Here is a 12,212-nt window from a genome sequence, read left to right as displayed (position 1 = left end):
CGCTGAAGCCCTATACCTAATACTAACCACACGGCTTGTTCCGCTGGTAAGCGGCGCTTTCTGAGCGATACTCGTCCAGTTTGTTGAACTGCTTCTTCAACCCACTCTAAAGGAATATGTTTGTTAAAGACATCGATTGGACGTTCGTGGCAAAACTCTGCGGTAACTTGTAACTCTTTTGAAAACTCAGACATAAAAAATCGGCCGTAACTTGCGTTACGACCGATTATGTAGCTTCTATAGGATCGTTCAAGTAGCTAAACGATCGGCATTAGTTCTAGCGAGTGCAGTATTTGCAGCAATGGTATCAGGTTCAGCTCTAGCAGCAGAGGTGTACAGCCAAGACGGTACTACGCTAAACATTGGTGGCCGTGCTGAGTTCCGTGGTGACTTTCAAGGTAAAGATTCAGGGAGCAAGCTCGACGGTACAATGGAAAACAAATCTCGCTTTCGTTTAAACGTAGGCGGTGAAACTCAAATTTCTGACAACCTAACAGGTTTTGGTTTCTACGAAGCTGAGCAAACAGTCCAAAATACTGACAAAGACAACGGCGGCAACAACTCAGCGAACAGCAATTTCAAACAACGTTACATGTACGCTGGTATCGGTACTCAATTTGGTGCATTTTCATTCGGTAAGCAAGATACTGCTAACGTTCAAGTATCTAAAATGACGGATATCGGCACGCACACAAACAAGCAAAAAGACTTTATCGATGCTGGTGATGAACAAGTTAACAACACCATCAAATATACTGGCGACTTTATGGATGCGTTGGTAGTCGAAGCTAACTTCGTTGCTAGTGACGAGAAAAGTAACAACTCTTACGGTATCTCTGGTATTTACCAACTACCAATCGGTCTAGGAATCGGTCTTGGCTACTCTGCTGGTGACCTTGGCGAAACAGCTGGTCAAGACAACGGCAGCTCAAACCAGATAATTGGTGGTCTAAGCTATGAAATTGGCTCTTTCTACATTGCGGGTTCCTACACTCAAGGCGATATCAATGATAAAGCGACGGGAACCGATACTAAAGAGTTCATAGGTACAGAATTGGCTGGTCACTACAAGGTTGGTAATGGTTTCCGCGTCATTGCAGCATACAACAAGTCAGAGGTAAAAGACGAGATTGGCGATAAAACAAGCAAACATGATTTTGTCGAGTTAACTGGTCGTTACGACTTCAACAAGAGTCTTCGTGCTTACGCAACCTACAAAATCAACAACTTGAAAGCAGATAGCTCGGCGCTTTCTGAAGATGCAGACAACTCTCTACGTCTAGGTCTACGCTACGACTTCTAAGCGAAACTTAGTACACCCTTTAATCCTATGCCTGAGACCTAGTTCTCAGGCATTTTTTGTTTCAGCCCAATGCATAAATGAAGCATATAAAATTCACTCAAACACAACCATCCCCACCCTGCAATAAGCTTCGAAAATGCACTTTCACAAATAAACACATTCTCACTTAACAACTTGAAAACAATAATAAATGTGTATTTTTCTCTTAATCAAACTGAAATATAAGCTTCATAAACGCCACTTACCTTAGCCTCAACTTTGAGGGGTATAGCCTCACTTTTGATAACCAAGGTATTTAGAAAATGAAAAAAGCAGTATTGGCGAGCGCAGTTGTTTCAGCATTGATGTCTGGTCTAGTCGGCGCAGCGGAAGTTTACAACAGCGATGGCACTTCTCTAGAAGTTGGCGGTCGTATGGAATTTCGTGGCGATTTTGGTGGCAAGTCTAGCGGCGAAAAAATGGATGGCTCTATGGATAACCAAAGCCGTGCACGTCTTAGCATCAAGGGCAAAACAAAAATCAATGACAGTCTAGCAGGTTTTGGCAAGTGGGAAGTTGAACACAGCGCGAAGAAAGCATCTGGCAAGGAAGAAACCTTTAAGCAGCGTTACATGTTTGCTGGCCTAGAAACTGACTTTGGTGCGGTTTCGTTTGGTCGTCAAGATACTGCTGGTGTTATCATTTCTCAAATGTCGGACAACGGCCAAATCTACACAGGTGCTCAAAAAGAGTTCATCACATCAGGTAACGAACAAATTAACAATACTGTGAAGTACTCTGGCAACTTCGCAGATGCGCTAACGATTGAAGCAAGTGCCATTGCAGGTCAAGAAAGTAACTCTAACGGCTATGGTATTGCTGCTCGCTACGACCTTCCTTTCGGTCTAGGGCTAGGCCTTGGTTACTCACAAAACAGCGCGGGTAAAAATTCTAACGGCGATCAAAAACAAACTATCGCTGGTTTAACTTACGCAATCGCTGGCCTAGAGCTGGGCGGTACCTACACTCAAGGTGATCTAGACACTGCTAACGGCACTGAATTCAAAGGTACAGAAGTCTCTGCGAACTACAAAATCGGTGGTGGTTTCTCAGTAATGGGTGCCTACCAGAATACCGAACAAGAACAAGCGGCATCTGCTGAAAAGAAGAAAACCGATTTCTACGAACTTACGGGTCAATACAAGTTCAACAGCAACCTACGTTCTTACCTAGCGTTCAAACTGAACAATCTTAAGAAAGGTGACAACGCATTGGCTTATGATGCAGAAGATTCCATGCGTCTAGGTCTACGTTACGACTTCTAATCACGTCTCGTAGCAACTAAACCACTGCCAACAATTTAGCTAGCATCCTGGACACCTAGAAACCTAGCTATATAGCTTCGTACTTTAAGGCTGAGCATCTCGCTCAGCCTTCCCTATTTTAGTGCAAATGCACCAGCCTACGCCCTTCCTCAAGATGACCTATCAATTCCATAACAGTTAAAGTCACACAAAATCAATACGTTAAAAACTTAAACACACTTGGCACGACTACTGCTTTAGTAGTAGAGACAAATGCTGGCAGCATTTGCACTTATCGGTCTCGGTGTTAGTCGGGTTGCTTTTTTAGAGGGAGAAAGTGACTTGATAAACACACTCTAGGCAGAAGGGACTTCATAAGTGGTCACTATTTGCCTCCCCTGAGCGAAACTAGGGGAGGTTTTTTTTGTCCTGATTTTGGCTATCGCGCTTATGACTACTGGATCAAACGAACAACCAAAGCGCCCGGATCACGTAGGCTATCTACATTGTAACTAAGAACCGTACCAGCATGAGGTGCATAATATTGGTCGAGTACCTGCCCAAAAGCGTCATACTGCGTGGCTATAAGCTGGTCAGCTTCCACTTGCTGTAATAGCTCAACCTGAGGGATAACAAACCCACCTTGACGTGCTCGCACTGTAGTAATGCTCTGCCCCTCTACTGCGCAAGGCAGCACTTCAGGCGCACTTCCTTTCATCAAACCATGACGGGTCAATATTTGTCGAACGCCGTCAACCGTGCGCTCAATGAGCTCAGGCTGAGTGATCTTACCCATCCCTACTTCAATAGTAATGCTCGGCACACCTGAGCTGTTCCATACCGTTTCAAGTACACCTGCGTCGCCCGGATCGTTAAGAATTACGTCTGGTTTTATCGAGCGAGCCATCTCCAGCGCAGGATCTAGCCTAAAGTCAGCAAACACATAAAGAGGATACGTAGCGCCTCGGGTTTGAGTATGCAAATCAATGGCAAACTCAGCATTGGGCTTCAGCAGTTGATTCCAAAGACGATAGAGATATTGATTTGCCGCATCACCATCGACTTTGCCAGGAAAGAAGCGATTGAGGTTGGCGGGTGACGCGTCCGGATCAGACGAGCTGAAATCACGGCTGTGACTTAAAATGCCAGGAATATTCACAGAAGGCACGATCGTAACGACGCCCGCATCCACATTGCCTTCCAGTTTTCTAGCAAGTTTATGAGCCGTCAAAATACCATTGAGCTCATCACCATGCACACCAGCGGTGATCATAAACTTAGCGCCCGGTTTTTCGCCCTTTATGACGATAACGGGCAGCTGAATACCCACGCCCATTGCGTTGGTGGAAACTTGAAACCAAAACCGGTGCTCACCGGAAGGAAGCGTATCGACATCAAGTGATGTGATGGTTGGATAAGTTGGTTTGATGTGTTGCTGAGTTTGTTGTTCCATCATTTCGCCCAATAAAAAAACAAAGCGGGACAAAGCCCGCTTTTTTAAACCTTCAAGTATCTAGGTATTACGCGAACCCAGCGAGGTGCGCACCGATAACCACAAAACTTGCTAAAACGAATAGCAGCAGTATAAAGCGCCAACAGAATTTTGCCCAGTCACCCCAATCAATACGACACACACCAAGCGTTGCCATCAAGGATGCTGATGTTGGTACGATAACGTTAGTAAAGCCATCACCAAGCTGGAATGCCAGTACCGCAACTTGACGTGTCACACCGGCAATATCTGCTAAAGGTGCCAGCAGCGGCATTGTTAGTGCAGCTTGGCCAGAACCTGAGGTCACGAAGAAATTAAATACCGACTGGAATGCGTACATTAACCAAGCAGCGGCAACATCAGGTAGACCGCTAATCATGCCACCAGCACTGTTAAGAATAGAGTTTAGAACGCTAGACTCATCAGTAGTACCGCCACCTAAAATTAGCAGTACACCCTTAGCACAACCAACAAGTAACGCTGGTGCAAGCATAATGCTTGCGCCCTCTTTGAAAGCATCAGCCATGTCATTTAGGGTCATGCCGTTCAAGCGGAATAACACACCAATAAGACCGGCTACAAAACCCATAGTAAAGAACTGAGAAGCGATCTCAGGGATGTACCAAGCGTGCATCACCACGCCCCATACTACCCATACTGTCGTTGCAACTACTGTAAGAAGTACCAGCGTATCGCCTAAGTTCCAACGAGATTCTTTAACCGTATCAGCTTGCTTTCTAAAGTAAACATCAGTACGGCGGCTGTATGAGAGCTCTGGATTCGCTTTAATGCGAGAGGCATAAACCATAGTGAACACAATACCAATAACGGTAAACACTGCCCACATAACCATACGCATAGTCATCCCTGACAGCACTGGAATACCCGCAATCCCCTGTGCAACCGCAACAGAAAATGGGTTCATCCATGACGTTGCAAAACCAATTTGCGTCGCTACGTAAGTCACCATGACCGTCGTAATACCGTCATAACCTAAACGAACCATCAACGGGGCAATAATAATAGCAAATGCCACCGCCTCTTCACCCATACCAAAGACTGCACCGCCCAGAGAAAATAGGCCAAACAATACGGGAATGAACAGCGCTTCGCTGCCTTTGGTTTTATCGATCAGTCGTAAAATACCGTTATCGATTGTGCCTGTGCGCATCACAATACCAAACGCACCGCCGATGACCAGCATGAACATGATCACACCAATCGCGGAACCCCATTTCGAGCCAGAAACTAAACCTTCAAAGGCAAAGTTCATTAGGCCGATACCGCCACCTGAAGCAAACAGTCCGACTGACTTGTATACCAAGTCACCATTTTCATCGGTTGCGTATTCAAAAGAATGTGGGTCGATAACGGTGCGCGTTTTTTCTGCACCGTCAACAAGGTAAGTCACTTCCTGGCTGTCAAAATGACCAGCTGGGACAAAGTAAGTTAGCAATGTAGCCAGGATGCCGACGATAAAGATAAGAATAAGGGTATCTGGCATTTGCCAGGTTTTCGTCCCTTGTGACACGTTTGATGACGCTTCAGTATGAGTATTCATAATTACGTGAGGGTTAAGCATAAAATTTGGCATAAATATCCTTTATTCAGCATAAAAAATCAATATCTGACTGGACATCATTTGAACATTCGGAGATTAAATTGATCTATCGCACTGGATTTGCCTACCCCTACCCCTTCTTTGATACTCTCTCTCGCTTGGTCGTGATTAACATTCGTAGTAACATGCGGAAAAAACTACCAAAACTATTTATGAGCTCACATCACCACCCTATTCGTGGCGCACTTTGGATGCTAGCTGCCGGTGCAGCCTTTGCCTTAGTTAACAACATTGCCCAAGTGGTCAGTATTCGCCATAGTATGCCATCAACCATGGTGGCGCTTATTCAATATGCGATCGCATTCTTCGTGATTCTGCCTTATCTGACATCACTTGGATTTAGGCGCTCATTAAAAACTCAGCACTTCTCCAAACATCTGTTTCGAGTTTTTCTCTCTGTCGTCGGGATCCAGCTCTGGATGTGGGCGCTAGCCTATCCGGTACCTATTTGGCAAGGCATCGCACTACTTATGACATCGCCTCTCTTTGCCACCTTGGGCTCAGGACTACTACTCAAAGAAAAAGTGGGACCAGCACGTTGGCTGGCGACGCTGTTTGGTTTTATCGGTGCGATGATTATTCTAGAACCTTGGGCTGACGACTTTAGCTGGGCGACACTGTTGCCCATTGGTGCGGCATTCTTCTGGGCGTGTTATTCATTGATGGTCAAACACTTATCTTCGGATGATTCTCCATCAACTATGGTCGTGTACTTACTGCTGCTCATCACACCATTTAACCTATTTCTGGCGCTTCCAGAATGGTCGTTACCAACAACAGGCTGGGTGTGGGCTTTACTTGTTGGTGCTGGTGCTTTAACAGCCCTAGCACAATGGGCAATCGTTAAAGCGTATTCGGTCGCAGACGCATCATTTGTCCAGCCCTTTGACCATGCGAAGCTGCCAATGAACGTTCTCGCGGGTTGGATAGTATTTGGCTGGGCACCACCAGGAAGGTTATGGCTTGGCGCGGCCATCATCATCGCATCGGTTGCCTTTATTACCCACTGGGAAACATCCAAACGCGACAAAAAATAATTTGCGCTGATTGAAATGAAAACCCGTATTCAAGGTTCTACTCTATTAAATGGAAGAATTAAGAGGCAAAGAACATGGCACAACCAATTAAACTGACTTTATACCGCTGGGCTGGAAGCTGGGGACCATTCAAAGTTAACATTCCGTGCGGTGAGTGCACCTTAACCAAAGACATACTGACCGACACCTTTGCCAATGAACTTGACGGTATTCCAATTGAACTAGAAGTAAAAGACTGGCTATCACATTGGTGGGAGCCGTTAAAAGCAGGTTCTTGGCATGCTCCGATTTTAATGGTCGAAGGCAAAGTCGTTAGCCAAGGGGAGGCATTGAATCGCGGCGTATTGGTTCAGTCGGTGATTCAAGAGTGGACGAAACGCGACACATTACAAGGCAATATCGTTTACGGAAAGGCCACTTGTCCTTACTGCGTTAAAGCCAAAAAGCTACTCGACGACGCGGGTATTCCTTATACCTATCATGATGTGGTCAAGGACAGCGCTGCACTATATCGAATGATACCGGAAGTAAAAGCACATATTGGCCTCAAGACGCCGGTAACAGTGCCGCAAATCTGGCTCGAGGGTGAGTATATCGGCGGAGCAGACAACTTAAAGACGTGGCTTGAAAGTCGCACCCCAGCAAAAGCGCCTGATAACGTCGTTGATTTTAGTGAGAAGAATGCCTCTTAAGCTAGAAGAATTGCTGTTCAGGCGTTTTCAAGATATCGATTCATAGCTTCAGATAAAAAAGAAGGCTCGCAATGTGCGAGCCTTCTTTTTTTCAATCCATTATTTAGCCAGTTTTTTCATCATTCGTTTAACGAAAGACTTTTTCTTCGGCTGTGCTTTTCCATAAAGCATGTCATCCATCATTTTCTTTGCTGCCAATTGACCAACATACGCTGAACCTAGTTCGTAGCTCATGATCGTTCTCCGATAGATATGTAATTAACTTTCAACTAATTGTAATTTTATACCTAAGAGAGAATAAAACAAGAGGCAGATCACACTTTTTCGTACTAAATTTCCAAAAAATAGCGAAAACCCAATATTCGAGCCCTCTTATGGAACATTAATCCTGTCAAACAAACTTTGTTCTTAACACGACAAAAAATCGGAATTGCCACCAAGCAAGGTTCTGATCTCTAATTAGCCTTTGAGAGTTCTGACACTATTCCATTTTGGAATTTCTGTCTTTCCAGACTTTCATTCAATTGTTTCATATACTTTTGAACAAGTTAATTTGAGCCATGAATTAAATCTGTCGCAGCCTATGCTGGCGACACCTACAAGCAACGTGGATGCGCCCTTCTCAATGCTCATTTTTTGTTATTCACTTGTTTTGCAAGGTTAAGTTAATGCTCTATCCAAACAGCAAAGATTGTCTCATCATTGATAACTACCCTATCGTTAGGGAGTCGATTGCCAAGATCGTAACCAGTATTGATGACATGAACTTGGTGCACCAAACAGACAGCATTCAAACTGCTCTGAACCTGGTTAAAACTGGCAATATCGAACTGATCATTCTCGATGTTAACCTAGCAGAGGCCGATGGTTTCGAGTTAATGCGCCGTGCCTATACTGCAGGCTATAAAGGCAAAGCGATTTTCGTTTCAAGTTATGGCTACCCTGTATATTCAGAAACCGCGTATAAACTAGGCGCCAATGGTTACATTAGCAAAACGGAAGATACTGCGTTGATTCGCGATGCCATTGCGGGCGTGATGCGTGGATATAACTTGTTCAAGACGGATTACAAACAACGCAGCCGTAACATTGTGTTGTCGCAGCGAGAAACTGTGGTCTTTAACTACTTGAAGAAAGGCTACACTAACAAACAAATATCAGAATTCCTGTCGTTGAGTGCAAAAACGATCAGCACTTACAAATCACGAATACTGGACAAATATGAGGCTAATTCCATTGTTGAGCTACTGCATACACAAGATGTAGTACAAACTCAGCCTACTGTGGGTGTCGCTATCAGTGGTACAGCGGCGAATCATGACACTGCGCCAGCGATGACTCCTCTTCCAGTTGCAGAAGCAGTCTTATAATTTTCTAAACCGCTTACTTCTTGGCAAGGACGCCAAGTTACTCCCCTAAAGAACTCAATACCGCCAGCTTAATCACACTATGTAGCTTTTGATGTAACGGGTTTTGCCTATCACTCTGTTTAATACAAGAGACAACCGGTGCATAAGTCTGCATGCGCTCTGGAAACGGTATATATCGAACACCTTCTCTCGAAGCAAGATGCTTTGCCAACACCACCGAAGTGTTTTCCCGACGAACTAGCGACATCGCCAATGAAAAATTATCAAGCTTGGTTTTATAATCGAAAGAAAGATCGTACTGCGCCATTTGTCTGATCAGACGATGGTTTGTTTCATTCCAGCCCCGAACCTCAAAAAAGATACATGGGTTGTCAAACACATCTTGCCATTGGTGGAGATCACTTTGCTCGCCTACTAAGGCTCCCATCTCAACATTGAACAAAGCGCTTTGATACAAAGACTTGGAACAATCTTCGTTAAACATCTGAATACCCAGTTGCACTTTTTCATCAAGAATACGCTGATAAGTATCACGTCGCCATGTGATCAACTCAATTAACGAATTACCAAACTCCGCTCTAAGAGCAGAGAGTATAGGAAGGGCAAAACGCTCAATGGAAGTGTTGTCTAAGGCAATAACAATCGGATGTTCATATTGAGTTGCATCAAACACCTCACCTTGCTTGAGAGCATTTTCAACCGAGCGCAAACCGCGCTGTATGCCAGGCATTATTCGCTCGAGATAATGTGTAGGCTCTAAGCCTGAACTACGGCGAATAAACAGCGGGTCACCAAGCTGTTCACGAAGCTTCGCCAAATGCTTACTAACCGCACTTTCTGTTTTACCTAACTTTGCCGCCGCCGTGGTTAGATTACGATGCTCATAAATGAGTACCAATACCTTCAGTAAGTTATAATCGTGCTCTTTATGCATGTTGCGTACTCGTCTGTTCAACCGTTCGCGCTTTGCTGCGCTTATCTCGATACAATAGATTGTCAGCGCGTTGAATCGCGGCCTGTAAATTATCACCTCGCTGAATTTGGCTTACGCCAAAGCTGATGGTCATAGTCAGTGACTGCTTACCGAAAGGCGTAGATTCAATATCACTCGCTAGCCTATCTGCCAACTGATACGCAGTTTGCTCACTGCAGCCAGGCAACAGCACCAAGAACTCATCACCACCACTTCGTATCAAATAATCACTGTCTCTAAAGTTATCCGTCATACATGTCGCTATGTGAATGATAGCCTCATCTCCAACATGGTGCCCGTAGGTATCGTTAATCGTCTTTAAGCCATCTCCATCAATGACGATAACCGACAACCCTTGCTTTTCCTTGATGTATTTAAGTGCACTGTCTTTGAGAATAGTACGATTGTAGATCCCGGTTAACTCATCGCGACTGATGGCAATTTCTGCCAACTTTAGCCGCTCGCGCTTAACGTGGAGTTCTTCTAGCTTTACAAAGATATAAAATAAGATCGCCACAAGAAGGAGGAGTAACCAACTGGTATCAATGACGAGCTTGCTAAAAGGAATGAGATAAACAAACTCAAAGTAGTCATCAACAACAAAATGTTTAGCAAACGCGTGCTTTTTTAGTGGGTAACGTAGGTTTTCAATAATGACCTGACGCTTGTCGCCATCTTTAGCAGAGACAAAGGTTTTATTGGAGATAAAACCAAAATAGTTCAGATAGATATCAACATTAACATCACCAATCATCGTCATTCCATCATAAACAGGACTCGACAACGTAATCGTAGGTTGTCCGGTCACCTTGTCCTGATGCACATCAGACACAACGAGTCGGTTTGATAAATCTTCTGGCGACACAAAATACGCACAGTTTGATGTCGCGAGACACGATTTTTCCGAAAACGCTGATTTAACAACATTGGCGGGAATATCGAACGACTTAGCTGATAGCAGCTTTTGTCCCTCGTAGGAGCGATAGTAAAGTGAATAAGACGGCACGCTGACCATTTCTGGCATGCTCCCAAACATTTTTTCAGCCGTCGCACTGATCACTTTTTCATTGTGAGTCAGTGTTTTATTGTCATCATAGTAATAGATCTTGCCACGATCAAACGACCTTTCGTCCACGAATTTACCGCGATTCGCCTCGACTTGAGCTTCAAACATCACCCCCATGATGTACAGGGTAGATTTATAATCTTGTACTGTTTTTGTGAGAAGGCGAAACTTTGCTTGCTCATTTTCCACCAAGTTGTCGGTACTGTGATAAATGGCAACCCCATATAACAATACCGACAGTATCAGCGCTCTAGCTAAGATAAATGTGTATTTTTTTGCGTGAGAGTGCATGCAATTAATCGTGAACCTTGAGAAAGTGAAAGCGCGCAATTATCAGACAATATTGTTTGATAATCAACAAGTCAGCTTTTAGGTAATAACGGTTATTCCTAATATATTAGCTATTACCAAACGCACTAATTAGGTGGCTAATACATGCTCTGATCCGATTGGGTTGATACTTGTCTTTGTGGTAAATGATCGACAAAGGAACATCGCTAACTTGCCAGTCGGTAAAGACAGAAACCAGTTGCCCCTGCTCAATTTCTCTCTCACAGTAAATCCGCGGCACCCGGATAAGGCCAAGCCCTTTTTTCGCAGCATTTATAAGCACTCTGCCATTTTTGCAACTCAATACACCTTCAATAGGCACTTCAACGGACTCTTTAGTTTCTATATGCTCAAAACGCCACTTAGTTACGGAACCCGTGATGCAGCGGTGAGATTTTAGATGTTTAGGGTGCGTGACAGGCGCAGAGTTTGCTAAGTAGCTTGGACTAGCCAGTGTTTGCATTTCAATCGTGGTGAGCTTGCGCGCGACATAGCTGGCATCAGCTAATTCTCCCATTCGAATCGCTAAATCAAACTCTTCCTCTAAGAGATCAACACGGTGACTCGAAAAGTCGAGTTCAACGGTCACATCAGGATGAGCCTGTAAAAAGGCAGCAATGAACTCCGAAACCATCTCCTCGCCAATATAACCGCCTACACAATTAATTTTGATGTTTCCGCGAATCGTCTCAATATCATCAACCGCAGTATGTACGGCTTTATCGATACTATTTAATGCTTGGTCACACGAGGCTAGAAACGCCCTTCCGGCCGTGGTCAGTTTCATTGAACGTGTAGTGCGAATGATCAAGCTTACACCCATCTGCTTTTCCAGTGACTGTATTTGTCTAGAGACATGAGAACGTGATACGCCCAATGCTTCTGCAGCCTTAGTGAAGTTCCCCAAGTTCGCAACAAGGACGAACGCTCGAACATCGAGAAGATTAATGGAAGAGTGATACATGGCTTCGCACCTTTGTGAGTGGTAGGTTTATTTTGTCTACAATCCCACGAATTGCAACACTTGCATTGCACCTCAACGTTG

At 44.5% G+C, this 12,212-nt stretch carries 12 protein-coding genes; 5 read left to right on the top strand and 7 right to left on the bottom strand.

Annotated elements, in window-relative coordinates:
* Window positions 1–194 (bottom strand): transposase domain-containing protein (locus tag L4C42_RS15560; RefSeq protein ID WP_429761149.1); only part of this gene is annotated, 194 nt, incomplete at its 3' end.
* Window positions 195–244: 50 nt separating this feature from the next.
* Between L4C42_RS15560 and L4C42_RS15555 the strand changes: the two genes are divergently transcribed.
* Together L4C42_RS15555 and L4C42_RS15550 are read left to right on the top strand one after the other, a co-directional pair.
* Window positions 245–1,303 (top strand): porin, encoded by a 1,059-nt coding sequence (locus L4C42_RS15555; protein WP_429761152.1) that lies wholly within the window; start codon window positions 245–247, stop codon window positions 1,301–1,303.
* Window positions 1,304–1,605: 302 nt separating this feature from the next.
* Window positions 1,606–2,607 carry a porin gene (locus L4C42_RS15550; RefSeq protein ID WP_353498967.1) on the top strand — a complete coding sequence of 334 codons (1,002 nt, stop codon included), beginning with the start codon at window positions 1,606–1,608 and terminating at the stop codon, window positions 2,605–2,607.
* Between the two features lie 433 nt (window positions 2,608–3,040).
* On the opposite strand, the gene L4C42_RS15545 is transcribed toward L4C42_RS15550, so the two are convergent.
* Both L4C42_RS15545 and yfcC read right to left on the bottom strand, forming a co-directional pair.
* On the bottom strand, window positions 3,041–4,039 hold the full coding sequence (locus L4C42_RS15545) for a succinylglutamate desuccinylase/aspartoacylase family protein (RefSeq protein ID WP_353500183.1): 999 nt from the start codon (window positions 4,037–4,039) through the stop codon (window positions 3,041–3,043).
* 67 nt (window positions 4,040–4,106) lie between these two features.
* Window positions 4,107–5,582: a putative basic amino acid antiporter YfcC gene (gene yfcC / locus L4C42_RS15540; protein ID WP_353500182.1), complete on the bottom strand. Its 1,476-nt coding sequence runs from the start codon at window positions 5,580–5,582 to the stop codon at window positions 4,107–4,109.
* A gap of 269 nt (window positions 5,583–5,851) precedes the next feature.
* Between yfcC and L4C42_RS15535 the strand changes: the two genes are divergently transcribed.
* A complete protein-coding gene (locus L4C42_RS15535; RefSeq protein ID WP_353498966.1) occupies window positions 5,852–6,736 on the top strand; it encodes a DMT family transporter in 885 nt (294 codons plus the stop codon).
* A gap of 74 nt (window positions 6,737–6,810) precedes the next feature.
* Window positions 6,811–7,428, top strand: coding sequence for a glutaredoxin family protein (locus L4C42_RS15530; protein ID WP_353498965.1), 618 nt, complete (start codon window positions 6,811–6,813; stop codon window positions 7,426–7,428).
* A gap of 99 nt (window positions 7,429–7,527) precedes the next feature.
* Here the strand turns inward: L4C42_RS15530 and L4C42_RS15525 are convergent, their stop codons facing one another.
* A complete protein-coding gene (locus tag L4C42_RS15525) occupies window positions 7,528–7,662 on the bottom strand; it encodes a hypothetical protein (protein ID WP_353498964.1) in 135 nt (44 codons plus the stop codon).
* Window positions 7,663–8,096: 434 nt separating this feature from the next.
* Here L4C42_RS15525 and L4C42_RS15520 point away from each other — a divergent pair, with 434 nt between their 5' ends.
* Entirely contained in the window at window positions 8,097–8,798 is a 702-nt protein-coding gene (locus L4C42_RS15520) for a response regulator (RefSeq protein WP_353498963.1), read from the top strand.
* A gap of 37 nt (window positions 8,799–8,835) precedes the next feature.
* Here L4C42_RS15520 and L4C42_RS15515 read toward each other — a convergent pair whose 3' ends face one another.
* The 3 genes from L4C42_RS15515 to L4C42_RS15505 all read right to left on the bottom strand — a co-directional run bounded on the left by L4C42_RS15515 (window position 8,836) and on the right by L4C42_RS15505 (window position 12,131).
* The gene (locus tag L4C42_RS15515; protein WP_353498962.1) at window positions 8,836–9,732 is read right to left on the bottom strand and encodes a LysR family transcriptional regulator; all 897 of its coding nucleotides are present in this window, start codon (window positions 9,730–9,732) and stop codon (window positions 8,836–8,838) included.
* Window positions 9,725–11,128 (bottom strand): sensor domain-containing diguanylate cyclase, encoded by a 1,404-nt coding sequence (locus tag L4C42_RS15510; protein ID WP_353498961.1) that lies wholly within the window; start codon window positions 11,126–11,128, stop codon window positions 9,725–9,727. Before L4C42_RS15510 ends, L4C42_RS15515 begins: the two co-directional genes overlap by 8 nt.
* 106 nt (window positions 11,129–11,234) lie before the next feature.
* Entirely contained in the window at window positions 11,235–12,131 is an 897-nt protein-coding gene (locus L4C42_RS15505; protein WP_353498960.1) for a LysR family transcriptional regulator, read from the bottom strand.
* Window positions 12,132–12,212 lie beyond the last annotated feature (81 nt).

This window comes from Vibrio wakamikoensis, from assembly GCF_050337275.1.
GTDB lineage: Bacteria > Pseudomonadota > Gammaproteobacteria > Enterobacterales > Vibrionaceae > Vibrio > Vibrio chaetopteri.
The sequence above is the reverse complement of the archived record's forward strand: the minus strand, read 5'-3'. Positions and strand labels throughout refer to the sequence as shown.

What these genes read in the sequence shown, in the direction of transcription:
- yfcC (WP_353500182.1), bottom strand. Translation starts at nt 5,582, where the DNA reads ATGCCAGATACCCTTATTCTTATCTTTATCGTCGGCATCCTGGCTACA.
- L4C42_RS15535 (WP_353498966.1), top strand. Translation starts at nt 5,852, where the DNA reads ATGAGCTCACATCACCACCCTATTCGTGGCGCACTTTGGATGCTAGCT.
- L4C42_RS15515 (WP_353498962.1), bottom strand. Translation starts at nt 9,732, where the DNA reads ATGCATAAAGAGCACGATTATAACTTACTGAAGGTATTGGTACTCATT.
- L4C42_RS15550 (WP_353498967.1), top strand. Translation starts at nt 1,606, where the DNA reads ATGAAAAAAGCAGTATTGGCGAGCGCAGTTGTTTCAGCATTGATGTCT.
- L4C42_RS15520 (WP_353498963.1), top strand. Translation starts at nt 8,097, where the DNA reads ATGCTCTATCCAAACAGCAAAGATTGTCTCATCATTGATAACTACCCT.
- L4C42_RS15525 (WP_353498964.1), bottom strand. Translation starts at nt 7,662, where the DNA reads ATGAGCTACGAACTAGGTTCAGCGTATGTTGGTCAATTGGCAGCAAAG.
- L4C42_RS15510 (WP_353498961.1), bottom strand. Translation starts at nt 11,128, where the DNA reads ATGCACTCTCACGCAAAAAAATACACATTTATCTTAGCTAGAGCGCTG.
- L4C42_RS15530 (WP_353498965.1), top strand. Translation starts at nt 6,811, where the DNA reads ATGGCACAACCAATTAAACTGACTTTATACCGCTGGGCTGGAAGCTGG.
- L4C42_RS15545 (WP_353500183.1), bottom strand. Translation starts at nt 4,039, where the DNA reads ATGGAACAACAAACTCAGCAACACATCAAACCAACTTATCCAACCATC.
- L4C42_RS15505 (WP_353498960.1), bottom strand. Translation starts at nt 12,131, where the DNA reads ATGTATCACTCTTCCATTAATCTTCTCGATGTTCGAGCGTTCGTCCTT.